Below are 25,448 nucleotides of genomic sequence, written 5' to 3'. Positions count from 1 at the left end.
ACAATGACTGCTTTTTTAACAATTATAATAGTACTTTTCATAGGAGTTGCAATTTGGCAAATGGTCAAAATATTTGATCTGGCTCAAGTAGGGTCATCTAATAGTCAAGTAGCTACAGATAAAGACAATAAAATTAATGGTTATTTAATGATGGGATTCTTAGTCTTCATCTATGCCATTACAATTGCGAGTTTTTGGTATTTAGGAGACTTACCTTTAATGTCTAATTCAGCTTCAGAACATGGACCAGGTTTAGATAATTTAATGATTATCTCCATGGTACTTATTTTTATAGTACAAACGATAACACAGTTTTTATTACACTATTTTGCATTTAAATACAAAGGTGAAAAAGGACGTAAAGCATTATTTTATGCTGATAACAATACCTTAGAGGCTATTTGGACTCTAATTCCTGTTGTGGTGTTAGCGGGTTTAATAATCTACGGATTATTTACTTGGACGAGTATTATGAATGTAGAAGAAACGGAAGATACTTTAGTTGTCGAATTATACGCGCAACAGTTTAACTGGAAAGCGAGATATGCAGGTGACGATAATGTTTTAGGTATGGCTAACGTAAGATTAATCGATATTGATCGTGCTAACATATTAGGTTTAGATGAGTCTGACCCTTATGCACAAGATGATATCATTACTACAGAATTACACTTACCTGTTGGCCGACCAGTATTATTTAAAATGCGTTCTCAAGATGTATTACACTCAGCTTATATGCCTCACTTTAGAGCACAAATGAACTGTGTTCCTGGTATGATTACGCAATTTGGGTTTACACCAACAGTAACGACTGCCGAAATGCGTCAGAATCCTGATATTGTAGAAAAAGTGGCTAATATCAATGCATTGAGAGCAGAAAACAGAGCAGATATTGAGGCTAGAGGACAAGAAGTAACCTATGAGTTTGACTATTTGCTGCTTTGTAACAAAATTTGTGGTAAGTCACACTACAATATGCAGATGAAGATTATTGTAGAAACTCAAGAAGAATATGATGCTTGGATTAAGGAGCAAAAATTATTCAAGAATTCTTTAACTAACTAAAAAGATTTAAAAAAGAAAATAGATTATGTCAGCACACGCAGATACTCACGCACACGACGATCACGGACATCATCATAAAGAGACTTTTGTAACTAAATACATATTTAGTCAAGATCATAAAATGATTGCTAAGCAGTACCTTATCACAGGTACCATTATGGGTGTTATTGGAGTTTTGATGTCCATTATGTTCCGTATGCAAATCGCATGGCCAGAAGAGCCTAATGTTCTTTTTGAAGCATTATTAGGGAAATGGGCGCCAGGTGGTGTTATGGATGCCGATATTTATTTAGCATTAGTCACCATTCATGGTACCATCATGGTATTCTTTGTATTAACAGCTGGATTGAGTGGTACCTTTAGTAACTTACTTATTCCGTTGCAAATTGGAGCACGAGATATGGCTTCTGGTTTCTTAAACATGGTATCGTACTGGTTGTTTTTCCTTTCAAGTGTTATCATGGTTATTTCATTATTTGTTGAGGCTGGACCAGCGGCAGCAGGATGGACAATTTATCCGCCATTAAGTGCCTTACCAATGGCACAAGGTGGTTCTGGTGCAGGTATGACCTTGTGGTTAGTATCGATGGCTATATTCATTGCATCATCATTGTTAGGGTCGCTTAACTATGTTGTAACTGTAATTAACTTACGTACAAAAGGAATGTCTATGACAAGACTACCTTTAACTATATGGGCTTTCTTTGTAACCGCTATTATCGGTATTGTATCGTTCCCTGTATTATTATCGGCAGCTTTATTATTAATCATGGATAGAAGTTTTGGGACGTCCTTCTTCTTATCTGATATATTTATACAAGGTGAAGTTTTACATTACCAAGGTGGTTCTCCAGTACTTTTTGAGCACTTATTTTGGTTCTTAGGTCACCCTGAAGTATATATCGTTTTATTGCCAGCATTAGGAATTACTTCCGAAATTATAGCTACAAACTCCCGTAAACCAATTTTCGGTTATCGTGCGATGGTGATGTCAATCCTTGCGATTGCCTTCTTATCAACCATCGTTTGGGGTCACCATATGTTTATCTCTGGTATGAATCCATTCTTAGGTTCTGTATTTACTTTTACAACCTTATTAATTGCGATTCCTTCCGCAGTAAAAGCATTCAACTATATTACCACGCTCTGGAAAGGTAATCTCCAGATGAATCCAGCAATGCTATTCTCTATCGGTTTAGTATCTACATTCATCACAGGTGGTTTAACGGGTATTATTTTAGGTGATAGTGCCTTAGATATCAATGTTCATGATACCTATTTTGTTGTGGCGCATTTCCACTTAGTAATGGGGATTTCTGCACTTTACGGAATGTTTGCAGGTATTTACCATTGGTTCCCAAAAATGTACGGTCGTATGTTAAACAAAAACCTAGGCTATTTACACTTCTGGGTAACTGCAATTTGTGCTTATGGTGTCTTTTTCCCAATGCACTTTATTGGAATGGCAGGATTACCAAGACGTTATTATACAAACTCTAATTTCCCATTATTTGATGATACTGCTAATGCGAATGTTGTGATTACAATGTTTGCAATTGTTGGTGGGATTTTCCAATTGGTATTCTTATGGAATTTCTTCTATTCGATTTTCTACGGAAAGAAAACAACTCAAAACCCATGGCGTTCTAATACTTTAGAATGGACGGCTCCAATCAAGCATATCCATGGCAACTGGGAAGGTGAGATTCCTCATGTTCACAGATGGGCTTACGATTACAGTAAACCTGGTCATGAAGACGATTTCGTGCCTCAGAATGTGCCATTATACGATGGTGAAGAAGAATTACAGCATTAAGATTTATATATAAAATATTGAAAAAGCCTTTCGTAACTATCGAAAGGCTTTTTGTTTATATTTGTTTTGACTGCTTTGTCATTCTGACTCCTGATAGTAAATGTTAGGAAGAAGAATCTGATTCTAATGCGACAAAAGATTCCAGATCTCACAGAAGACGAATTATAAAATTAATATGTGGAAATTAGTTTATATCGGTTTTTTTTATAATTTTATAAATATCTAAGAATCAGATTATTATGAAAAGTACATTTAGTTTATTAGCGGTTATGGTCTTCTTGTTATTTTCTTGTGGAAAAGAAGATGATAGTCGTATTTCCACAGAATCATCAGTTAAAGAAGAACTAAGTTTCAAAAGACTAACTAACAGTAAAATAGGATATGAAAAGGATGGAAAAGTTAAACTTGATGTCAGTGATGAAAAAATTATGGCATCTTTTCGAAAGTATATAGCTATTGCTGATTTGGAAATAGAGCCACAATATTGTAAAGTAATTACTATTCATAGCAAGAATTATTTGCGTTTTTATGGTAAGGATATGCAAGTATCTACTATCGCATTGATAAAAAATTCTGATAATGAGTATAGAACTGGTAATACTGTATGTACATCAACAGCTTGTGCGAGTTGTTGTGGGTGTTTGCCAGATGGGGATTATTGTACTAAATGCACGCGTTACCAAAGCCTTCCTGGAGGACCAACCAATGACTGTAAACGATCTACGACAGGATTTGAATAGGAGTTAAATATCCATATATTTTAAAATTTTTTTAGTAAGCCTTTCATCTAACGCGAAAGGCTTTTTAGTTATATTTGATATATGTCGAAACACCTATATTCTTTAATGATTTTGATGGTTCTATTTTCATGTCATACAGACCATAGAAATAGTAATGATGACCGCATAATTTATGAGTTAGATAATAAACATTCTGAATACATAATTGAATATTTTGAAGCAGCAAGTATGAACTCAAATGCAGACAAGTATAATTTAAAAAAACAGTTTGTAGCTATTTATGGTTTCAAGGAACGCTTTACTATTCATTTCAATAGTTGTGACGATTATTATAAAAATGAACAGTATATGAGATTAACCAATAGATTTTTGAGGTTATCAGAGGATTATTTTATACCAATTGTTCCTTCTGAAGATGCAGAGTTTTCAATTTTAGAGAAACCATCTAATAACTTACAAAACTGGGTTGGTTCAAAAGGATTATCATTTATTGTAGATGAAGATGGTTCAATACAAAAAATGACTATAATGTAAATTCTTATTATTAAATTTGAACTAAATAGATTTGCAGTTTAACAAAAGTGAACTTTCCTGTTTTTTTAGGAACTAAAGATGAACGAAAACCTAGATCCAACAAACGATAATTTTTCTCCTGAAGAACTGGACGTAGAAAAAAAATTAAGACCCTTATCCTTTGATGATTTCACAGGCCAGGATCAAGTGTTGGAAAATCTTCAAATTTTTGTTCAGGCCGCCAATGGAAGAGATGAAGCTTTAGACCATACTTTATTTCATGGTCCTCCAGGATTAGGAAAAACCACCTTAGCACACATTTTAGCAAGCGAACTCAACGTAGGGATAAAAGTGACCTCAGGACCTGTTTTAGACAAACCAGGTGATCTCGCTGGTTTATTAACTAATCTCGATGAACGTGATGTTCTGTTTATTGATGAAATTCATCGCTTAAGTCCGATAGTCGAAGAGTACCTATACTCTGCAATGGAAGATTATAAAATCGACATCATGATCGAGTCTGGACCCAATGCCCGAACCGTTCAAATTAATTTGAACCCCTTTACACTCGTTGGAGCGACAACCCGATCGGGATTATTAACGTCTCCTATGCGCGCTCGTTTTGGGATTCAAAGCAGACTTCAATATTACAACACCAAATTACTAACAACTATTGTACAACGTAGCGCATCAATTTTAAATGTGCCCATCTCTATGGAAGCAGCTGTGGAAATAGCAGGACGTAGCCGTGGCACACCCAGAATAGCTAATGCCTTATTGCGTCGCGTTCGTGATTTTGCCCAAATAAAAGGCAACGGAAACATTGATATCAAGATTGCAAAATTTGCACTTGAAGCTCTTAATGTAGATGCTCATGGCCTGGACGAAATGGATAATAAGATTCTAGAAACTATTATCGATAAATTTAAAGGTGGTCCTGTAGGCATTACAACTTTAGCTACTGCAGTTAGCGAAAGTGCCGAAACAATAGAAGAGGTGTATGAACCCTTTTTAATTCAGCAAGGATTTATCATGAGAACACCTCGTGGTCGCGAAGTCACGGAGTTAGCTTACAGACATCTTGGTAAAATAAAAGGGCCAACTCAAGGCGGATTGTTTTAATAAACTGACGTCGTTCTGAACTTGTTTCAGAATCTCATTTTACGAACAAAGGAGATTACGTAATGAATACATACAAACAAATACCTACAGTTCCTTTAACCAGATTTATAAAGCATTCGTTTGAAATACTTAAAAATCCGCTGCCATTTCATGCCCAAAATTTTGAAAACCTAGGCGATGTTTTTAGATTGAAAGTAGGGTTCAATACTGTTGTTTTTTTTTCCAGAGATGCTGCTTTTGCCGAATATGTGCTTCAGAAGCATCAGAAAAACTATGTAAAATCTAAAATCCAAACCGAAGATTTAGCCAAATATGTAGGGAAAGGTTTATTGACTTCAGAAGGCGAGCATTGGAAAAAACAACGAAAACTTATCCAGCCTGCCTTTCATAAAAAACAACTTGAAAATTTATTAGCGTCTATTCAAAATGCTATTCTTTCAGAATATAAACGTATCGAAACAGATACAGTTATTGATATATTTCCTATTCTAAATGATTTGGCATTTCAAACGGTTGTAAAATCTTTATTCAGTAGTGCTGCAAATCAAGATGATATTAACCGACTTCAATACATTACCGAAGCAGCTCAAAAAATGATGGTGAAAGAACTTAGGCAACCGTATTTAGGCTGGTGGTTTAAAGCCAGTGGTAAAATTGAAAAGTACTTAGGTTTAACGAGAGAGGCACGTGATATTTTAAAGCGAATAGTCAATGAAAGACGTGTTTCTAAATGCAAAGAAAATGATTTGTTAGACATGTTGTTAGATGCGCGCTATGATGACGGCAATGCAATGGATGAAGAACAACTCATTGACGAAATTCTAATTTTATTCACAGCAGGTCACGAAACAACCTCAAACGCGCTAACGTTTACATGTCAGCTTTTAGCCTTACATCCAGAGTGGCAAGAGAAGCTATTTGAAGAAATTACAGAAGTCAACCAATCTACAACCGATCTGATGAGCCGTGTAATGGCTTCAAAAGTTTGTCAGCAGGTCATCGAAGAATCCATGCGATTATATCCGCCTGCATATTTTATTGATCGTGTTAATATTCATGATGACGCGTTTAACGATATGCATTTTAAAGCCGGTTCAAACTTGTTGTTTTCGGTGTATGAGATTCATCGTCATCCTAAATTATGGGATCAACCCAATACTTTTTTACCAGAACGTTTTGCTGAAGGTGGCCGAAAATTTTCATCGCAATATTTTCCTTTTGGTGCTGGACCAAGAAAATGTATTGGAAATAACTTCGCCATGTTTGAAATGATTATTGCGGTGACCCAATTGGTTTCTAAATTTAAAATACATCCCGATTTTGAAAGGATTGAAATCACACCTTTAATTACATTGAAACCCAAAAACGGCTTTTTAAGGTTTGAAGCAAGAGCTTAAAAGTTGTACGGTTCTTTAATCTGTAAAAGTTAACATTTTATCTTACAGAGACTTATCTGAACTATTAAAAGGACTGTTAATCTATTATTTTTAATTAAATTTTTATTTTGGTTTACTTTTCAGAAGCTATTAAACCAATCAAAATGAAAAAATTACAAATATCAGCATATGTTGTTGGCGCTTTGTTTACACTTATGTCTTGTGCGTCTGATGATGATAATTATGTGACTATTCCGTCACAAGATCTCTTAGAAAATAGAATCGTAGAACTTTATGGTTCAAAGGCGGCATTAATTCAGCCTTTAGCAACAGATTTTAGTTTGATTCCTAACGATATTAATAATCCGCTTACCGAAGCTAAAGTCGAATTAGGTAAAATGCTGTTTCATGAAACAGGTCTTGCAGAAAATCCAACTATGGAAGAAGGTATGCATACCTATTCTTGTGCAAGTTGTCATCACGCCCAAGCAGGTTTTCAAAGTGGAATCTTACAAGGTATAGGTGAAGGCGGAATGGGTTTTGGAATTCATGGAGAAGGCCGATTTAAAAATAGCATGTACGCTGAAGCTGACTTAGATGTACAACCTATTAGATCACCAAGTGCACTTAATGTAGCCTATCAAGATGTTATGCTTTGGAATGGTCAATTTGGTGGTACTGGAACCAATCAAGGTACAGATGCTAATTGGACTGTTGGAACACCAAAAGAAGTTAATAATTTAGGCTTTGAAGGTGTGGAAATTCAAGCTATTGCAGGTTTAGATGTGCATAGATTAGTGATTAATGAAGACTTTGTTTTAAATTCTGATTATAAAACGATGTTTGATGAAGCTTTTCCAGATGTGCCTGTATCTGAGCGGTATTCAAAAGTAAATGCAGGACTAGCTATTGCTGCCTATGAACGTACCTTATTACCTAATCAGGCACCATTTCAGCAATGGTTAAATGGCAATCAAAATGCAATGAATGCTCAAGAAACTAAGGGAGCCTTACTATTTTTTGACGACGCAAAATGCTTTTCTTGCCATTCAGGACCGGCTTTAAACGATATGAATTTTTATGCTTTAGGAATGAATGATTTGGCTGGTGAAAACATACTGACACTTATTGATGACGCAACAAAACGTGGACGTGGTGGATTTACAGGAAATCCTGAAGATGACTATAAGTTTAAAACACCACAGCTTTATAATTTAAAAGATGTCGCTTTTTTTGGTCATGGCGGAAGTTTCCACTCTATTGAAGAAGTTATTCGTTATAAAAACAATGCTGTTATTGAAAATCAAGACGTGCCATTAACTCAAATTTCTCCGTTGTTTGCACCGCTTAATTTATCGGATGATGATATTGATGCTATTACGGCTTTTTTAGAGCATGCTTTATACGACAGCAATTTACAACGCTATGTTCCAGACGCCTTACCAACAGGCTATTGTTTTCCTAATGCAGATAGCATGTCATCTCAAGATATGGGCTGCGATTAATAAATCTTGTTTTAGAAGCGTAGTAACTCTAACGTTTACATACATGGTTAGTTGCGCACAAGTACGCTGTTATTCTTTGATAAGCAATATAGTAAATTGTGAGAAAAAATCCTGCGCTTAGCCAACACTAGCAATTAATTATACACGTTGTTGGTAACTGGCTATTTTCCTTTATTTGATCTATCTACTTTTTCTTTATAGAGTAAAAGGCCAGCAATTTGTTGAGGAGACTTTCCTTCAGTCGAGGCTAATTTTTCCTTAAATGATTTCGGAAGTTCTAAATGGTTATTCATAACGTGCAAACCTGTTACATTTGGGTTTCGAGAATAATTAGTCTTTTTGTGACTGATCTTATAATCTAAAGTAATTATTTTCAGAATCTCTGGAATTTTGTTTTTAAAATCTTTTGCGGACGAAAAAGTCATATCATCAACAAATGAAGTGAAAGTAGCACCATTATTTTTAGCAAACTTATTTAAAATGTCTCCCGTTTTGATAAAAACCAAATTTGCAAGAGTGGAGGATGTAGGTGCTCCTTGAGGGATTTGTCCTTTATATGTTGTTAGTTGTGTTAGAATTCTTGCCACTGTTGGAGAAAATCCTTGACTAACAAACATTTTAAAAACAGCCTCATTTTTAATTGAGGGAAAAAAATCTTTTAAATCAGTAGTGAATTTGTACTTTTTACCTAGATGTTTTTTTGCATTGTCTACATTGTCTTTTTTCTTTACAGCTCCATATGCATAACTAGGCATTTCTATTTTATTTAAAATATTTCGATGAATTCTTTTTTGAATAATTTTTAGCCTTTTTTTACTTGGATGAATTATTCTTTTTTTTGGAATTCCTTGAGCGTCAAGTTTTGGTTTTCCGAATTTATCTGTCTTAATTTCTATTTTCTCCCTATAGAAGTTATCTATATTCTTAATAATTGATTCAATTTCTTTGAAATCTACTTTTAGTGTATACGCTAAATGTTTAGTAGTACGGATCATTGAGTTGCAAAAAATTGATTAATCAGTGATTTCACAGATGGAGCAATTATTTTAAACGCTTCTTTTTTCTCTGGGCTAATATCTTCGCTATCAATAGAAAGAAAAAACAATATTGGTAAAGGTGTTTCTAAATTATTAGAAATTACTTTCAATGTAGAAAGATTAGGTTCTTTATTATTATTTTCTATTTGAGATAAATACGCTTGCGTTATATCACAAAGTTGAGCAAATTCGGTTTGTTTTAAACCTTTTTGCTTTCTTATTGACTTGATTGCTAGTCCTAAATCCATATAGTACTGTTTTAAAAAAATTAAGGGGTGTCGGGTCAGAATAAGTTCTTAAAGTCATCAAAATTTGAAAATACTCTACTGAGTAAATCAATTCCTCTGAATATTAGACTCCAATCAATTGGCTTTTTATTGCCTTTTTTCTTGGAATCTTCCAAATACCTAATTGCATTAGTTAAATGAACTTTTTCTTCGTCCGAGAATGAACAACGTCTCTCGGAAAGGATGGTATTCATACCTAGTATGAGATCATCGACGTACTGATAATTGCTTTCTTCACGCATATATCTTTGGGTTTTAATTAAAAAGGCACTATTGCCTTGCCATTTTTCCAATATGCTTAATAATTAAATTCAATATGCGTTGTCCACAATATCACCCCCGAATTATTCCTTGCCATTACATAGCCTTGTTAGACTAATTGCCAGTTATTAGCTTTACTCAAATCAGAATAGCTTTTAAGCGTTTCAAGGGTTTTGCCTTAATACATCTTAGCAGTTTTCTTACGTGAATGACTTCATCTGTTTCAATCGTTAACCGAAACAGCGTTTACATCGTAACTCTTTAAGAGCGCTACGTGCCGTCGCCAATAGAACCATAAATTGGTTGTGTAACTTAATACACTTTAGTAGTTTGAATTTAATTACTACAATTTTCAATACTCTTTCAAAGAACTTATGCAAATATAAAACAATTATTTTAATCACCAAATAAATTGTAAAAAATATATCTGTGAGTATATAAAATATACATTTTAATAATCTACAAGTTATTATATTTTTTTATTTATAACTGTCAGTTAATAATATAGTGATATATATATACTTTGGATGTGAATAAAATTAGTGAAAAGTTATGGGTCATTAGCTTGTTGTCAACAAATTTTAGTGTTTTCATTTGCGTGTGATGATATAGATTTCAAAATTCGTAGCATCTGCTTAAAAAACATTAACTTTAGTACTTATTAATCAATTGGTAATAAGGTGGTTATTGGGTGTGTTAGATTGCGTATTAACAATAAATGGCAAGGCTTTACTTTTTTGTGTTTAGGCATTATGATGCTGTCATTGTCTTCAGCTTTAGCCCAATCTAACAACGAAGCTTTCAGAATTAAACATTTTAACTTAGAGCAAGGCCTTTCACAAGCTTCAATTAACGACCTTATTAAAGATAAACATGGGTTTACATGGATTGCAACGGCAAATGGAATAAACAGGTTTGATGGTAAATCATTTAAGCATTATTTATATGATGAATCCAATCCGGCAAGCCTTCAAGGTAGTTTTATAAATAAATTGCTTGAGGATGGTCATGGGAATATATGGATTGGAACCATGAATAATGGCTTGAGTATTCTAGAGAATGGCTATACTAAATTCAGAAAAATTGAATTAAAAAGTGATAAAACCATATCGAATATCACAGCTTTAGAAACTGATGCAAACCACTCAATATGGGTTGGAAGTGATACACATGGACTTTTTAAAATTGATAGTCAGAACACGCAAAAGCAAGACCTTGTTTTCAACAAAGCGATTACAGCACTTCAATACGATTCTAATCACGATAAATTATGGATTGGGACATTAAACGGAGATATCTATACTTATGATGTTAATGCTCAAAAAGAACCGAAATTTATAGCTACAACTGGCGAGCAAATACGGTCTTTTTACGTTTTAGATGCCATATTGTTAGTTGGAAGCAACGAAGGGCTATTCAGACTTGATATTGAAACACACAAAATCACACATAAAGAACTGGAAGTGAGTGGTAAGTTCAAGACAAAATATGTACTTACATTTTTGGAGAATGATGATAAAAGCGTTTGGGTTGGTTCGGGGAATGGCTTATACCTTTATAACTGGGCAGATGATAGCATAAAAACTAAATATGAAAACTCTGATGAAAGCAAATTACAATTAACAAATAATACGGTACATTCTTTACTTAGAATTTCTGAAAACAACATATTAGTTGGCACGGCGAGCGGACTGAATTTATTAGATTTTGAAGTGCCTTATTTTAATAATATTTCTAAGAACAAAAAAGGCGCACAACTCCTTAATGATAACGTTATATTTTCAGTATATAAAAATGATATCGGTTTATGGGTTGGTACGTCTCGTGGTGGATTAAATTTAATTACAGATTCTAAAACCTATCAGTATTTTCACCATCAGGATTCTCCAAATTATTTGGCAGGACCCACCGTAAGAGGTCTTCAGGAAGATCAAGTAAATAAGCGATTGTGGATCGCAACTTCAAGAGGCTTGAGTATGATGGATTTAAATAATTTTGATCCAGAACATCCCATAATTTCTAATTTCTTTCATGATCATGAAAATCCAAATTCAATCAGTGCCAATTTCTTAATGGATATTGCTTTAGATTCTAATAAGGATTTATGGGCAGCAACCTCAGGGCATGGTATTTTTAAACTTAAACTCGATACAGAAACAGGTCTAACCATAACCCAATTTAAACACGATAAAGACGATAGTAATACTTTGGTTAATGATGTGGCACAATGCTTAAAATTTGATGCGAATGGTAATTTATGGGTTGGAACCAGAAATGGTGTGAGTAAACTTAGTTTTAACGGACATAAGTTTTCTAACCCAGAATTCAAAAATTATCTTCACGATAGTAACAATTCTAATTCCTTACCTCAAAATACTATATATGATATTTATAATGATGTAAATGGTAACGTGTGGTTTGGTACCAGAAAAGGGCTTTCGGTATTGCGTGATGGGAATTTTACAAACTGGAAAGTTCAAAAACAGTTTCCCAATGATATCATATATGTTGTAGAAGGTGATGAAAATGGCAATATCTGGTTAGGAACCAATGATGGGATTGTAAGATTTGACAATAACAATCAGCAGTTTAGCCATTATAAAGATTCTGATAATATCCAAGGAAGAGAATTTGATATTCATGCAGGATTTAAAGACAATAATGGGATTATCTATCTCGGCGGAATTGATGGCGTCACCTATTTTAATCCGAATGATTTCGACAATATTGATACACCAAAACCATTGTATTTTTCAGAATTACGGATTAAAAATGAAAAACAAGATCATGCTGTTTTACAAAATAAGATACTAACGGATGATTTAATCAATACAAAACACTTACAGTTTAAACATAATCAGTTCCCATTTTACTTAGATATCTCATCCATAGATTACCGAATAGATAAAAGTGTAGAATTTGCATACCGATTGCTTCCAGATAATCAAGACTGGATTACACTAAAAGATAACGAGGTACAGTTCATCAATTTACCCAGTGGTGATTATACGCTGGAAGTAAATGGGTTTTCAAGAGGAAAAGAATGGAACCAAGATCCCCTAGTAATGAATTTGGCAATATTACCACCATTTTGGGCAACCTGGTGGGCTTATACTTTATACGCTTTAGTTTTAGGGTATTTGGTTTATGTGTTTTATAACTTTCAATTATCCAAAAAACTGGCTATTGCAGAGCGCAATAAGCTTAAAGATCTCAATACGCTAAAAAGCAATCTTTATACCAACATCACTCACGAATTTAGAACACCACTTACCGTAATTCTGGGACTAAGCGAGACTATTAAAGATGATTTCAAAGTACAAAATTATCAAACGGCTAATGAAGCCATTAGTATTATTGAGCGTAATGGTAAGGATTTACTCTTACTGGTTAATCAGTTATTAGGAATTAGTAAGGCAGAAAGTGGTACAATGGAGCTAAACTTAATACAAGGCGATATCATTCCTTTTTTAAGGTATATCTGTGAGAGCTTTCAATCGTTGGCAAAAACAAAGCAAATAAATATTACCACTTATTTTGAAACTGAAAGCCTTATAACAGATTTTGATGATGGCAAGTTGCAAATTGTGATATCCAATTTACTGTCTAATGCAATTAAATTTTCCTCTTCTGCAGAAAATATAATTTTTCATGTCAAAAAAGACATCGCTAAAGATGCTGAAGTTGTGAGTATCAAAGTCAAAGATTATGGTATTGGTATTCCGGAAAGTGCAATTCCACATATTTTTGATAGATTTTATCAGGTAGAAAATTCATTGTCTAAAGCTGGAAAAGGCACCGGAATTGGTTTAGCACTAACCAAAGAACTGGTCACACTTATGAATGGAAGCATTTCAGTAAAAAGTAAAGTAGGTAAAGGTTCTGAATTTGTTGTTACGATTCCGGTAACTCAACATTCAAAAATCACAGCACCAACGTTAAACAATCCGATGGATTCTGTTGAAGATCTACCAGAAAATCAAGAATGGTCTTTACAACTTTTTGATACAGATGCTCATTTACCCGAAGCTTTAATTATAGAAGACAATACCGATGTGGCTTATTATTTAAGGCTGTGTTTACAAAATAAATACCATTGCCGATTTGCTAATAATGGGGATTTGGGTTTGGAAAAAGCGTTTGAGAAAATTCCAGATATCATTATTTGTGATGTGATGATGCCTGGACGTGATGGTTTTGAAGTTTGCAAAATATTAAAAACAGATGAGCGTACAGACCATATTCCAGTGATTTTACTGACTGCAAAAACTTCTGAAAGCGATAGACTCAAAGGCTTACAACATGGCGCAGATGCATATTTAACGAAACCTTTTTTAAAAGCCGAATTGCTCACACGTATCGACCAGCTTATTATCCTTCGTAAGCGGATCACCCAATCATTTGCTAATAATAAATTTTCTCAAATATTAAACTCCCAAGAGAACACGCCAGAAACAAAATTTCTTCAGAAAGTGATTCAAATGATTCATGCTGATATCGATAATCCAAATTTAGGCTCAAGACACGTGGCGCAACAAATGAGAATGAGCGAATCTCAAATCTACAGAAAGCTAAAAGCTATAACAGGTAAATCTACAGCGGTTTTTATTCGATCTGTCCGATTGGAAAAAGCTAAAGATCTCATCCAAAGTACTGAAAAATCAATTTCTGAAATTGCTTACGACGTAGGTTTTAATGATCCTTCTTGGTTTAGTCGCGCATTTAAAGAAGAATTTGGTCAGTCTCCCAGTGCAATGCATAAATAATTGATATTAAGCAAGTTGAATTTATTTTGATTGACTTTTTTGACTAAATACTGCTAGTCTTTTATGGGCTTGCATAAATAGTTCGTGTCCATAAAAGAATAGTGAAAGACTATTCTATATGTCTTAGTTAGCTTGCACTCAATGAACAAACTCCGTTCATTTTAAAACTATCAATTATGGGAATCGACGAAAACAAATTAAACACGCTTTTAGGCAAAATGGTAACCGAAATGGGAGCCGCAGCAATTGGACCACTTATCATTATAGGTGATAAGCTAGGCATTTATAAAGCTATGGAAGCAAAAGGTAGCGCAACTTCAGCCGAACTTGCCAAAGCAGCAAATGTCAATGAACGCTATTTAAGAGAATGGTTATCGGCTCATGCCGCTTCAGGATATGTAGAATACGATGATACGAATGAAACCTTCACGTTATCACCAGAACAGGCATTTGTTTTTAGTAACTCAGATAGTCCTGTGTTAATGACAGGCGCGTATTATGCCATTTCGTCAATGTACCACGATGTACCAACCATGGAAAAAGCCTTTCAGTCTGGAGAGGGTGTATCTTGGGGAGATCATCACAGTTGTTTGTTCTGTGGAACCGAAAAATTCTTCAGACCATCTTATGCGACTAATTTGGTACAAACATGGTTGCCATCTTTAGATGGTGTTGTTGAAAAACTACAAAAAGGAGCTAAGGTTGCCGATGTTGGTTGTGGTCATGCTGCTTCAACAATGATTATGGCTAAGGCATTTCCAAATTCAGAATTCATAGGATTCGATTTTCACCAAGGTTCTATCGATCATGCGACTCGTGTCGCAAAAGATTCTGGTTTAGATAATATGTCGTTTCAGGTTGCAACTGCAAAAGATTTTCCTGGAAATGATTACGACCTCGTAACTTTCTTTGACTGTTTGCATGATATGGGAGATCCTGTAGGCGCTTGTGAACATGTGAAGCAAACTTTAAAGCCTGATGGCACCTGTATGATTGTCGAGCCATTTGCGAACGACACCTTACGAGAGAATATAAATCCTGTAGGACGTGCATTTTATTCCTTTTCGACCTTATTGTGTACGCCAAGTTCAATGAGCCAGGAAGTCGGTTTGGCATTAGGCGCACAAGCAGGCGAAAAGCGATTAGGAGACGTTGCACACAAAGCGGGTTTCAATCACTTTAGACGCGCAACAGAAACACCATTCAATTTAATATTAGAAGCAAGACCGTAATTTTTTAATAGGCAACGATTAATATGAAATCAAGGAGCACTTTTTTTAAACGACTTACAAATTTTGCTGGGTTTGTTATTGCTTTTCTGGTATTACAGCAATACGCTATTGGACAATCGAATGAGGATATGTCTTCCCAACAAATTTTTGACAAAATAGTCGATTATTACGATCCGGAAGGTCTGTGGAATACCTTTTCAGGTAAAATGAAGCAAACCTCTCTCTGGAATGGGAATCTTAACTCACAAGACATATCCCTAAACAATAAAACAAATACATATATTTGTTTCAGAAAACGAGAGGATGGGATTTACATCAAAGGTATTAAAGACGGACAATCGTTTTTCAGTATCAACGGTAAATCATATACAAAAGACGACGTTCCCGAGGCTTATCAAAAGTATCCCTATAGCCTCTCAGAACACTATGCACAGACTTACAAAGAGCATCATGCTTTTCATTTTAGTTATCCGCTAGTCCTAAAAAATGCTGGAGCAAAACCACTAGAAGGTGTAGGTGAAAAGTATGTATTTGGGCAACTGTGTCAATCAATTAAGTTTAAAGCGCTTCCTAACTACTATATAAATGGATATTATACTGGTGACATAACTTTATATGTTATCCCTGAACAGCATTACAAACTTCACGCAGTTCATATCGATAATGGTAAAGGTCGTGCCAAAGAAGGATGGATGGTATTACTGGATGGCGAAATTGAAGTCGAAGGGATAAAAATACCTGCAAGTAAACTGACTTTTTATGCTGGTAGTTTAGATTTTTTGATCGTTGATATTTTAGAAATAGAAACAGGAAACTAATGTATTTTCATGGAGTAGCCTCCACCATTCAAAACCTACAAGTGTGATGCTGAATGTTAATCGAGTTATATCTATTTGTCAGCGAATTAAGATTTATAAATTTTAAACATAAAAAAAATATAAGGATGCCTTTTTACATGGATTTACACGTTGTTCCAGGGTTAACACCAGAAATGGTGGCTCAAGGACATGCGGCAGATTTAAAAGTTCAAGATGAGTTTAATTGTAAATGTATCACCTATTGGGTTGATGTTGAAAGAGGTAGAGCGTTTTGTTTGGCAGAAGCACCAACTAAAGAAGATTTACGTAAAACCCATCTTAAAGCTTTGGGAGTCGCACCTATAGAAATCATTGAAGTAGATGACAAGGTTGTCAATATGTTTTTAGGACGATTAAAAGATCCGGAAACCTATCTAATAGACGGGTTAACAGGTTTAAAGATTTTCAATGATCCAGCATTTAGAATTGTGCTGGTTTGTACTCGGGAAAACACAAAATTATTAGAATATAAATATGGCGAGTCTAATACCAAGCGCTGGCTCAAAGATTATAAAACATGTGTAAGTGATCTTGCAAAAACTCATGGAGGTAGAGAGATTAGAAGCGAAGAATTTGTACTGTCTTTTCGAACCGTTTTTAAAGCTGTAGAATGCGCTTTGGCCATACAGAAGCAACTTCAAGATAGTGGCAAAAAGATAGGTTTGCAAATGAGTTTACATGGCGGATTACCTGTTACAAAGAACAAACAGATTTTTGGTGATGTTATCAATTATGCAAAATTTATATGTAAGTTTAGTAATAGCGCACAAATTGTTATTTCACCTATGATTAGGGAGATGTACAAAAGAGAATATGAAAAACTATTAGCCAATGAAGGCATTACCTGTATTAATACTTCAGAAGATTTATTTACTGAAATGTTGGCCCAAACACTTCATAATAATTGGCAAAACCCAGAATTTAAGATTGAAGACTTTAGTAGGCAAATGTCGATGAGTAAATCTGAATTATATCGAAAAAGTGTATCCTTAACTGGGATGTCTCTTAATGCCTTACTCAAAGAATTTAGACTCCAAAAAGCACTCGAACTTTTTGACAGCAATAATAATATTTCTGAAACAGCATTCGACTCTGGTTTCAGTAGTCCTTCCTATTTTACAAAGTGTTTCCAAAAACGGTTTGGTATTCAACCCAAAGAACTTCTCAAAAATTAGCCTTTGGTCTAATTTTACAAGTAATTGAATTGTTTTTGTCAGATACTTAGAGTTTTACTGCATAATTTAGTGACGTTGAAGGTGCATTTAGAATTAGATCTAACTACCAAATCAATTATTTTTTAAAAAATATAAATACATAAAATTATGTCAATTAACAATAGGAGATTAAGTGCTTGCGTAGGGATAGCACTTTCAGGAGGTTTACAAATAAAAGGTATAAAATTTACAAGTTGGAAGCATGAATTTAATATTAAGGCTGTGCATTTTGAATATTTAGAAGATGGAATTAAAATCAATGGTAATAAAAAACATCATATTTCACACCATAGATCTTTTAAAACTGATCAGCAGGTTTATTATGCTGCCAAAGTAAAGAATAATGGAGAAATAGAAGGCATTTGGGTTAACAATGAATCTTCTACAATTATATTAAAGAACTGGTTTGAAACTTTTGATTTAAGAGCAATTGTCAAGATAATTACCCAAGATGGTTTTCAATACGAGTTGTTATCATCACCTATATTTTGGCCTCAAATAGAAGCTGCTGCTAATACAGATTTGCTATTAGATGGAACATGGCGTGGTGATGTAGAATGCTTAATAGCTAATATATTAATATATGCAGCAGTTTGCAAGATGCCAGAAATTGCAAATGACCCTCCTACACACTTTATACCTGAAGGATTAGTTGAGAAGCTCGCTTTTGAATCTAAAATAAGAAGAGATTATCAAAACCGTCAAGAAGAAGAATTAGATAAGGATATTTTATTTGATGTTTCTAAGATGGAAGAATCAGAAAATATAATTAAATTATAAGTCTATTTTTCATAGGCGCATTATTAGAGAGTATAGAAACAAGTTATAAACATAAAAACTAATAATCATGAAAAATTTAAAAAACAATAAAGAGACAGTTTATTATAGCACTTTATTTGCTTTATTAATAGCAGCACTTTTGTTAGTCAGTTGTAATAATGATGACGATTCAGCACCAGAACTTGAAGCCTGGCAAATTGAAGTCAACCAATTAAGGGCAGCCATAAACCCAATAAGTGCTATAAATGATGCTATGGCAGCAGGTTGGAATATTGATGCAACTGGCTATATGCCTAACATGGGACACCATTATATTAAACTGGAATTAATAGACAATGTATTTGAAATAGAAAAACCTGAAGCCTTGTTGTTTGTACCAGACGAGAATGATGTGATGCAGTTTGTTGGCGTTGAATATTTAGTGCCAATAGAAGATCTAGATAATCCGCCACCAGCACCAGAAGGTTATACTGGTACAGAAGATGTTTGGGAAATAAGTACCATGGATAGCATGTGGACACTACACGTGTGGATTGGTTTAGAAAATCCTGATGGGATTTTTGCCAGGCTCAACATGACACTTGATTAAAAAGAACACACCTAATTTTCAAATGTATTGACTTAAAAGGTTTACTATTTGATACGTTCAATTTAATTTTTTAAGGACTAATGTAAAACCATATAATATGAAAACTTCAATCGTTATTATTGCGCTCATATTTATAAATACAACAGCACTTATAGCAGAACCCATTAATCAACTGTTAAATGGCATAAACACTTGGTTACTTGTACTAGCAGAATTGATTCTTTTTTTAAGCTACTACATTAATAATATTGTTAAGTCAATAAAAAAAGCATCAGAAATTGATTTCAATAATATATTAACCCAGAAGGATATTGATATTTATTTCTAAATCCTAACTTTTGACTCTAGGTTGGTTTTTTGAATGAATTATAAAGTGTATTTTAGTACTTGTAAAATGTCACTTGTGTCTCACAAACAAAGCACTAAAGAAATTTGGACCGCCTTAATAAAATCCGAAGCCAAACGCCTCGGATTTTTGTCTTGTGGTATTAGCAAAGCTCAGTTTTTAGAAGAAGAAGCACCTCGCCTTGAAAAATGGCTGAAGAATAATGCCCATGGTGACATGCGTTACATGGAAAACCATTTTGACAAACGCCTTGACCCAACAAAACTGGTAGAAGGTTCAAAAAGTGTGGTGTCTTTGTTGTTGAATTATTTTCCATCCGAAACACAAAACCCAGAAAGCTATAAGCTTTCAAAATATGCTTACGGAACCGATTACCACTTTGTCATTAAAGACAAGTTAAAGTCTTTGCTCTATTTTATTCAAGATGAAATAGGTGATGTTCATGGACGCGCTTTTGTCGATTCGGCACCAGTTTTAGATAAAGCATGGGCAGCCAAATCGGGTTTGGGTTGGATAGGTAAACATAGCAACTTATTGACGCAACAAATCGGGTCGTTTTATTTTATTGCTGAATTGATTATCGATTTAGAGTTAGATTACGACACACCTGTCACTGATCACTGCGGAACCTGCACTGCCTGCATTGATGCGTGTCCAACAGAAGCCATTACAGAACCGTATGTTGTTGATGGCAGCAAATGTATCTCGTATTTTACGATAGAACTCAAAGACAATATCCCATCAGAATTTAAGGGCCAGTTTGACGATTGGATGTTTGGTTGTGATGTGTGCCAAGATGTTTGTCCGTGGAATCGCTTTTCAAAGCCACATAATGAACCTCTCTTTAATCCGCATCCCGAATTATTAGCAATGACTAAGAAAGATTGGGAAGAAATTACGGAAGATACCTTTAGAAAAGTGTTTAAAAAATCGGCAGTTAAACGCACAAAATTTGAAGGTTTACAGCGGAATATTAGATTTTTGAACGATTGAAAAAGAAGAAAGCTCTTTCGAAATTAATCAAAAGAGCTTTTATAGAGATTATTAAATATAGGGATTTACTTTTTTATAATCTTAAGGTTTTGCATTTGGTTTTGAACTGTTTTTATCGTTACCAAATACAATCCACGACTCCAGTTTTGTGCATCTATTGTCGCTTTATTGGAATGTATGTTTTGCGATTTAGAAACCAATTGCCCCAATGCATTATAGACATAAACAGATTTTAATTCACGTTCACTTTTTAAGGTTAAAATCTCATGGATTGGGTTGATAAATTGTAATGAGTTTTCTGTATCAAAATCAGAAACTGACAATGCATTATCTGTAAAATTCTGAGCATAAGCTTGTTCCCCAGAGCCTCTATCTTCGGTAAATGTTGCAACCAATTCAGCATTTGATATTTTATTTAAGTTCACATGGGATTTTCCAGCCGCATAAGTTGCTATAGGTTTTGATTGTTCTGTCCAAACAAAATCACCATTGCTATCTAATAAATTGATATTAAGCTCATTGCCTTCAACTGTTAGAAACACAGGTTGGTCTTGACTCAATCTGAAATCTCCAATCGGACTTACATTATTGCTTATTGCATAAATTTCTTTAGCATTATCTGTTAATTGTCTCGCTCCAGTTTCTTTATCAAACTTTTGAAGAAAAATACCACTATCGCCTTGTCCTGAACCTGTGTATCTACATAAAGCAAATAGGTTTTGCGAACCAGGAGACATTGCTATTTGTATTTCTTGCTCATAATCGGTTTGATTGGTGTCAAAATCGACACCAGTAATTCCCCAAGGTAATGTCCCATCTGCATTAATGCGTTGCACATAAGCGTCAAAACGATTGTCATGTGCTAATTTGTAAGACATATAAATAACATCTCCATCTTGTAGCCCGCTATATTTTACATTATAAGCTGTATTGTTACCATTTGCAAATAATTGAGGAGGTGTAGCCCATTGTGTATTTCCATTAGTATCAATGTTTTGTGCATAAAGTCTAGAGGTAATTCCAGAAAGTAAAACATGATACACGATTGTAATACTACCATTAGATAATTCATAAGAATTAGCAGGTACAGTTCCAGAACCAAGTTCTACAGGATTTGTCCAAAGCGAATTTCCACTCGTATCAAATTTTTGTATAGTTCCATTAAAAGAACCACTAAGCCATGTAATAATTGTCTCTCCAGAAGCTAAAGGAAGTAACCGAACAATATAGCCAACACCTAAGCTAATTCCATTACTATCCCAGAGATGATTTCCGTTACTATCTAATTTGAAAGCATAACCTCCGTTTCCATTAGTTGCCGTAACACCTACGTAAATATTTTCATTAGCATCCGTAGTTAAACTCGAAACTTGGGTAAACGAACTCATTGGTAAGGTATCACTAATTAAAGCGCCTTGATCTCCAAACTGAATGTTTCCTAATGCATCTGTTTTTTGAATACGAAGCTCATAATTTGCAGGAGAAGGTACTTCACTCCAAATTAAAGTATAAGTGTTTCCGTTTGATGTTGTAACCGATTCTATGGTGCCAGTAGTTAGATCTGCTAATAGTAGATTGGTTGCTGTATCACTATTCCATTGCGCATGAGTTATAAAGGTCATTAATATGCTAACCATTAAAAGTGTAATTTTTTTCATGATTGTTTTGATTTATTTATGTAAGAATTTATTTTGCCTATAATTTTTTTCAAAGCCTCTTTTTTGATTTTAGAGGCTTCTAATAATTCTTCTAAACTTTTAGTATCATTATGTTTTGATTCTGAAGGCATGTTCTGTTTTTATTATACAGATACAAATCTAAGATGGCATTACTTGATTAAAAAAAACAAGCCCATTGTTAAAACACTCAATCACAAATAATGAACCTATTAAAACCACTCGAATAAGTTTAATTAACTCATAATCAATTATTTATTGAGTATGAATAGTGCAAGCTAATTTAAAGATAATGAGTTCAAATAAGTTGATAAGTTGACTTTTTCGTTGGTAAGATTCAGCTTTTTACGTAATCTGGTACGTGCATTTTCTACTGCTTTAAACGATTGCCCCGTAATTTGAGAGATTTCTTTAGACGTTAAATCTAGAAATAATAAAGCACAAAGTCTGCGATCTTTAGGAGTAAGATCTGGATGGTTTTGGGTTAGGTTTTTATAAAACGATTTATGGACTTGTTCAAAACTGACTTCAAATTCTTGCCAAATGTCGGTATTAAGATCGCGTTGTAAACGTTTTAAAATAAAATCGATAGCTTGCTGGGTTTCTTTTTTAACAGCTTTAAGCTTAATTTGTTTTAAGTCTGTTAAAATACTGTTGATGATATCGGTTCGATGCATTTCGGTCATTGCTTTTCCTATAAGCACCTTGTTTTTAGCATCTAAGCTATAGGATAATTCTTTTTGTTTAGTTTCAAGCAATTCTTTTTCCAAACGATTGTTAGTGATTCGGTTTTTATATTTTATGAGTAAAATAAGGAGTAATAAAATACTAGCAATTAAACTCAAACCAATCAAAATATATTTGAATTGTTTTTTTTCAGCTTTTAACGCTTCTATTTGTGCCCGAGTTCTGTATTCTTGTTGTAATTTTAAGCGTTCAACATTAACGGCTTTTTCTTCAATATTTAGGCTATCACGAATGGTGTTAAAGACTTCAAAATATTCCGCTGCATCTTTATAATTTTCTTTATTGATATACGCTTTATATAGCGTGTTCACAGCATTTTTGTTGCTAAAACTGTAATAATTGTCTTTTAGTAAATTTATAGTTTTTTTAGCATAAACAATAGCAGAATCATTTTCTTGACGGTTGAGATAATATTCAGAAACAGATTGGTAAACAAAAGCTTTTGTAGGTGTTTCAACAACATTTGCAATGGAAATCGCTTTGTTTAAAAAATACGCTGCATTGATGCTGTCATTTTTTGAAGTATAACTTCTAGCTAAATTGGTGTAAACATATGCGCTTAAAGAAGTATTGCCAAGTGTTTTTGAAATTTCAAATGCTTTTTGATAATAAAGCAATGATGAATCGACATTGGTTTCTAAATAAAGTGTACCAATATTATTAAGTATTTGAGCTAACCTGAGTGAATCATTTTCTTTAACTTGATAATTATACACATTTTTAAAATGCTTTAAGGCTTTTTCTTTGTCGTTCAAACGCGCATAAATAATAGATAGGTTGTTTTCAGTTTTGGAAGCTTCCTCACTATTATTGGTTTCATTGTAAATATTGTATGCTTTTTGATAGTAATCTAATGTAACATCTAAGACGTCTTTTGAAGAATACATTTGACCTATCGTAAAATAAATAGGTGCTAAGTGGAGATTCGGATTTTCAGATTTTTTAGCTTCACTTTCAGCCAGTTCTAAATAAGTGATAGCACGTTCCCAATCTGTATCCTTGAGTTGAAAAGCTATCTGCTGACTTAATACTATCTTTTTTTTAGGGCTGTCAGTAAGGTTCAGACTGTCAATTAATTTATCAACTGGAGATTGACAGTAACTTAAACTGCTAATTAATAGGATTATGAGACGTATATATTTTAGCATATAATGTATTACTGTGTTAAAGATAGGTAATTTTATTTCAGATTTTAAAGTACAATTTGATGATTAGATGTTTGGTTGTAGAATCATTTTTCAAAGCCACATAGCGAACCTCTGTTCAATCCATATCCTGAGTTATGAGCAATGACTAAGAAAGATTGGGAAGAAATTACGGAAGATACCTTTAGAAAAGTGTTTAAAAAATCGGCAGTTAAACGCACAAAATTTGAAGGTTTACAGCGGAATATTAAGTTTTTGAAATAATTGATTTAGTAGAATTCCTTTTGACAAGAGCGGTTTCGAGTTCTATGATTTTGGGATGTATTTCTTTTCCTTTTTTTGCAGCTCTTAACTCTTTATATAATTGCTTAAAAGCCATTTTTCCCATTTGATAACCAGGTTGATCAATTGTCGAAAGTGTAGGTGTTATTGCTGAAGACATAAACCAATTACTAAAACCAACAATAGAAATGTCTTCAGGTATTTTTACGCCTCGTTTATTAAATTCTGTTATCGCTCCAATAGCTACCATATCTGTGTTGATGAAAATACCATCAACATCATTGTGATCTTTTAACAATTGTGCAGCATTTGTTTTTCCTTCTTCAAAACTCATATCACTACAATCACAAATGTAGACAAGAGAAGGATCATAAGGTAAATTATTATCTATTAAAGCTTTTTTATACCCAAGAAAACGATCTATTGAATTTTGTGGTAATAACGGACCTCTAAAATGAGCGATGCGTTTACAACCTGTGTCAATAAGATGTTGAGTCGCAATGTAAGCTGCTTTACGGTCGTCGATAATAATTTTAGAACAATTTACAATTTTTGCAATTTTGTCAAACATGACAATAGGCTTATCTTGATCAATAACATCAGTTATATGTTTAAAATCAGATGTTTCATTGGCAAGTGATATTAATATCCCATCAACGTGTTTACTGAGCAATAAATCAATTTGCTTTTTCTCAAGTGTGTAGGATTCATTAGACTGTAATGTTATAACGAGATACCCTTTTTTTTCTGCTTGAGCAATTATTCCTTTTATCACTGAAGAGAAAAAATGATGCACAATTTCAGGAATAATTAAACCAATGGTTTTCGATTCTTTAGTTCTTAAGTTAACAGCAAATGAATTAGGCCTGTAATTTAATTGTGCCGCTGTTTCTCGAACTAATTTTCTTGTTTTTTTGCTAACGTCGGGATAGTCTTTTAAAGCTTTAGAAACTGTAGTTACAGAAATGTCTAAAATTTCTGCAATTTCTTTTAAGGTTATAGGTTTCAAAATGGATAAATTTTGATACAAAATAGTAAAAAAAAGTCAAATCGAAAACGTTTTCGGTAAATCGAAAACGTTTTCGATTATTATTTTATC

General features: G+C 33.8%; 21 protein-coding genes and 1 pseudogene. 16 read left to right on the top strand and 6 right to left on the bottom strand.

Annotated features, from left to right (window positions below):
- Positions 1-3 precede the first annotated feature (3 nt).
- The 7 genes from N4270_RS04245 (at position 4) to N4270_RS04215 (ending at position 8,137) form a co-directional block, all read left to right on the top strand.
- Positions 4-1,065, top strand: a complete 1,062-nt coding sequence (locus N4270_RS04245) for a cytochrome c oxidase subunit II (RefSeq protein ID WP_260095655.1) — start codon at positions 4-6, stop codon at positions 1,063-1,065.
- Positions 1,066-1,090: 25 nt separating this feature from the next.
- On the top strand, positions 1,091-2,881 hold the full coding sequence (locus N4270_RS04240) for a cbb3-type cytochrome c oxidase subunit I (RefSeq protein ID WP_260095654.1): 1,791 nt from the start codon (positions 1,091-1,093) through the stop codon (positions 2,879-2,881).
- A 239-nt stretch (positions 2,882-3,120) separates the two neighbouring features.
- Positions 3,121-3,621 (top strand): hypothetical protein, encoded by a 501-nt coding sequence (locus N4270_RS04235; RefSeq protein WP_260095652.1) that lies wholly within the window; start codon positions 3,121-3,123, stop codon positions 3,619-3,621.
- A gap of 81 nt (positions 3,622-3,702) precedes the next feature.
- Positions 3,703-4,155, top strand: a complete 453-nt coding sequence (locus N4270_RS04230) for a hypothetical protein (protein WP_260095651.1) — start codon at positions 3,703-3,705, stop codon at positions 4,153-4,155.
- A 78-nt stretch (positions 4,156-4,233) separates the two neighbouring features.
- Entirely contained in the window at positions 4,234-5,256 is a 1,023-nt protein-coding gene (gene ruvB / locus N4270_RS04225; RefSeq protein WP_260095649.1) for a Holliday junction branch migration DNA helicase RuvB, read from the top strand.
- 62 nt (positions 5,257-5,318) lie between these two features.
- Complete coding sequence (locus tag N4270_RS04220; protein WP_260095648.1) at positions 5,319-6,653, top strand: cytochrome P450; 1,335 nt, start codon at positions 5,319-5,321, stop codon at positions 6,651-6,653.
- 143 nt (positions 6,654-6,796) lie between these two features.
- On the top strand, positions 6,797-8,137 hold the full coding sequence (locus N4270_RS04215; RefSeq protein ID WP_260095647.1) for a cytochrome-c peroxidase: 1,341 nt from the start codon (positions 6,797-6,799) through the stop codon (positions 8,135-8,137).
- 161 nt (positions 8,138-8,298) lie between these two features.
- Here the strand turns inward: N4270_RS04215 and N4270_RS04210 are convergent, their stop codons facing one another.
- A complete protein-coding gene (locus N4270_RS04210) occupies positions 8,299-9,132 on the bottom strand; it encodes a reverse transcriptase family protein (RefSeq protein ID WP_260095646.1) in 834 nt (277 codons plus the stop codon).
- Complete coding sequence (locus N4270_RS04205; RefSeq protein ID WP_260095644.1) at positions 9,129-9,422, bottom strand: helix-turn-helix domain-containing protein; 294 nt, start codon at positions 9,420-9,422, stop codon at positions 9,129-9,131. The genes N4270_RS04210 and N4270_RS04205 overlap by 4 nt, the downstream gene beginning before the upstream one ends.
- Before the next feature lie 1,037 nt (positions 9,423-10,459).
- Here N4270_RS04205 and N4270_RS04200 point away from each other — a divergent pair.
- The 8 genes from N4270_RS04200 (at position 10,460) to queG (ending at position 20,499) form a co-directional block, all read left to right on the top strand.
- Positions 10,460-14,488 carry a hybrid sensor histidine kinase/response regulator transcription factor gene (locus tag N4270_RS04200; protein ID WP_260095643.1) on the top strand — a complete coding sequence of 1,343 codons (4,029 nt, stop codon included), beginning with the start codon at positions 10,460-10,462 and terminating at the stop codon, positions 14,486-14,488.
- Between the two features lie 176 nt (positions 14,489-14,664).
- Positions 14,665-15,720 (top strand): class I SAM-dependent methyltransferase, encoded by a 1,056-nt coding sequence (locus N4270_RS04195; RefSeq protein ID WP_260095641.1) that lies wholly within the window; start codon positions 14,665-14,667, stop codon positions 15,718-15,720.
- A gap of 23 nt (positions 15,721-15,743) precedes the next feature.
- A complete protein-coding gene (locus tag N4270_RS04190; protein WP_260095639.1) occupies positions 15,744-16,538 on the top strand; it encodes a DUF6503 family protein in 795 nt (264 codons plus the stop codon).
- 125 nt (positions 16,539-16,663) lie between these two features.
- On the top strand, positions 16,664-17,752 hold the full coding sequence (locus tag N4270_RS04185) for a nickel-binding protein (protein ID WP_260095637.1): 1,089 nt from the start codon (positions 16,664-16,666) through the stop codon (positions 17,750-17,752).
- A 147-nt stretch (positions 17,753-17,899) separates the two neighbouring features.
- Entirely contained in the window at positions 17,900-18,571 is a 672-nt protein-coding gene (locus N4270_RS04180; RefSeq protein ID WP_260095635.1) for a hypothetical protein, read from the top strand.
- Between the two features lie 67 nt (positions 18,572-18,638).
- Positions 18,639-19,160 (top strand): hypothetical protein, encoded by a 522-nt coding sequence (locus N4270_RS04175; protein ID WP_260095633.1) that lies wholly within the window; start codon positions 18,639-18,641, stop codon positions 19,158-19,160.
- 97 nt (positions 19,161-19,257) lie between these two features.
- A complete protein-coding gene (locus N4270_RS04170; protein ID WP_260095631.1) occupies positions 19,258-19,488 on the top strand; it encodes a hypothetical protein in 231 nt (76 codons plus the stop codon).
- Positions 19,489-19,563: 75 nt separating this feature from the next.
- Complete coding sequence (gene queG / locus N4270_RS04165) at positions 19,564-20,499, top strand: tRNA epoxyqueuosine(34) reductase QueG (protein ID WP_260095630.1); 936 nt, start codon at positions 19,564-19,566, stop codon at positions 20,497-20,499.
- A gap of 65 nt (positions 20,500-20,564) precedes the next feature.
- Here queG and N4270_RS04160 read toward each other — a convergent pair whose 3' ends face one another.
- From N4270_RS04160 to N4270_RS04150, 3 genes are all read right to left on the bottom strand, one after another.
- On the bottom strand, positions 20,565-22,157 hold the full coding sequence (locus N4270_RS04160; RefSeq protein ID WP_260095628.1) for a T9SS type A sorting domain-containing protein: 1,593 nt from the start codon (positions 22,155-22,157) through the stop codon (positions 20,565-20,567).
- A complete protein-coding gene (locus tag N4270_RS04155) occupies positions 22,154-22,288 on the bottom strand; it encodes a hypothetical protein (RefSeq protein ID WP_260095627.1) in 135 nt (44 codons plus the stop codon). The genes N4270_RS04160 and N4270_RS04155 overlap by 4 nt, the downstream gene beginning before the upstream one ends.
- A gap of 165 nt (positions 22,289-22,453) precedes the next feature.
- A complete protein-coding gene (locus tag N4270_RS04150; protein WP_260095626.1) occupies positions 22,454-24,070 on the bottom strand; it encodes a tetratricopeptide repeat protein in 1,617 nt (538 codons plus the stop codon).
- A gap of 37 nt (positions 24,071-24,107) precedes the next feature.
- Here N4270_RS04150 and N4270_RS04145 point away from each other — a divergent pair.
- A pseudogene (locus N4270_RS04145) lies at positions 24,108-24,331 on the top strand (tRNA epoxyqueuosine(34) reductase QueG); the annotation flags it as partial.
- On the opposite strand, the gene N4270_RS04140 reads toward N4270_RS04145, so the two are convergent.
- Positions 24,315-25,358, bottom strand: a complete 1,044-nt coding sequence (locus tag N4270_RS04140) for a LacI family DNA-binding transcriptional regulator (RefSeq protein ID WP_260095625.1) — start codon at positions 25,356-25,358, stop codon at positions 24,315-24,317. The pseudogene N4270_RS04145 and the gene N4270_RS04140 sit on opposite strands and share 17 nt — an antisense overlap.
- Between the last annotated feature and the right edge of the window lie 90 nt (positions 25,359-25,448).

The sequence above is a fragment of the Psychroserpens sp. SPM9 genome, from assembly GCF_025153525.1.
Taxonomy (GTDB): Bacteria; Bacteroidota; Bacteroidia; order Flavobacteriales; family Flavobacteriaceae; genus Psychroserpens.
Note: the sequence above shows the minus strand (reverse complement) of the source record. Positions and strands in the feature narration are given on the sequence as shown.

Excerpts from the sequence above, each read along its gene's own strand:
- N4270_RS04245 (WP_260095655.1), top strand. The coding sequence starts at position 4 with ATGACTGCTTTTTTAACAATTATAATAGTACTTTTCATAGGAGTTGCA.
- N4270_RS04240 (WP_260095654.1), top strand. The coding sequence starts at position 1,091 with ATGTCAGCACACGCAGATACTCACGCACACGACGATCACGGACATCAT.
- N4270_RS04235 (WP_260095652.1), top strand. The coding sequence starts at position 3,121 with ATGAAAAGTACATTTAGTTTATTAGCGGTTATGGTCTTCTTGTTATTT.
- N4270_RS04230 (WP_260095651.1), top strand. The coding sequence starts at position 3,703 with ATGTCGAAACACCTATATTCTTTAATGATTTTGATGGTTCTATTTTCA.
- ruvB (WP_260095649.1), top strand. The coding sequence starts at position 4,234 with ATGAACGAAAACCTAGATCCAACAAACGATAATTTTTCTCCTGAAGAA.
- N4270_RS04220 (WP_260095648.1), top strand. The coding sequence starts at position 5,319 with ATGAATACATACAAACAAATACCTACAGTTCCTTTAACCAGATTTATA.
- N4270_RS04215 (WP_260095647.1), top strand. The coding sequence starts at position 6,797 with ATGAAAAAATTACAAATATCAGCATATGTTGTTGGCGCTTTGTTTACA.
- N4270_RS04210 (WP_260095646.1), bottom strand. The coding sequence starts at position 9,132 with ATGATCCGTACTACTAAACATTTAGCGTATACACTAAAAGTAGATTTC.
- N4270_RS04205 (WP_260095644.1), bottom strand. The coding sequence starts at position 9,422 with ATGGATTTAGGACTAGCAATCAAGTCAATAAGAAAGCAAAAAGGTTTA.
- N4270_RS04195 (WP_260095641.1), top strand. The coding sequence starts at position 14,665 with ATGGGAATCGACGAAAACAAATTAAACACGCTTTTAGGCAAAATGGTA.
- N4270_RS04190 (WP_260095639.1), top strand. The coding sequence starts at position 15,744 with ATGAAATCAAGGAGCACTTTTTTTAAACGACTTACAAATTTTGCTGGG.
- N4270_RS04185 (WP_260095637.1), top strand. The coding sequence starts at position 16,664 with ATGCCTTTTTACATGGATTTACACGTTGTTCCAGGGTTAACACCAGAA.
- N4270_RS04180 (WP_260095635.1), top strand. The coding sequence starts at position 17,900 with ATGTCAATTAACAATAGGAGATTAAGTGCTTGCGTAGGGATAGCACTT.
- N4270_RS04175 (WP_260095633.1), top strand. The coding sequence starts at position 18,639 with ATGAAAAATTTAAAAAACAATAAAGAGACAGTTTATTATAGCACTTTA.
- N4270_RS04170 (WP_260095631.1), top strand. The coding sequence starts at position 19,258 with ATGAAAACTTCAATCGTTATTATTGCGCTCATATTTATAAATACAACA.
- N4270_RS04160 (WP_260095628.1), bottom strand. The coding sequence starts at position 22,157 with ATGAAAAAAATTACACTTTTAATGGTTAGCATATTAATGACCTTTATA.
- N4270_RS04155 (WP_260095627.1), bottom strand. The coding sequence starts at position 22,288 with ATGCCTTCAGAATCAAAACATAATGATACTAAAAGTTTAGAAGAATTA.
- N4270_RS04150 (WP_260095626.1), bottom strand. The coding sequence starts at position 24,070 with ATGCTAAAATATATACGTCTCATAATCCTATTAATTAGCAGTTTAAGT.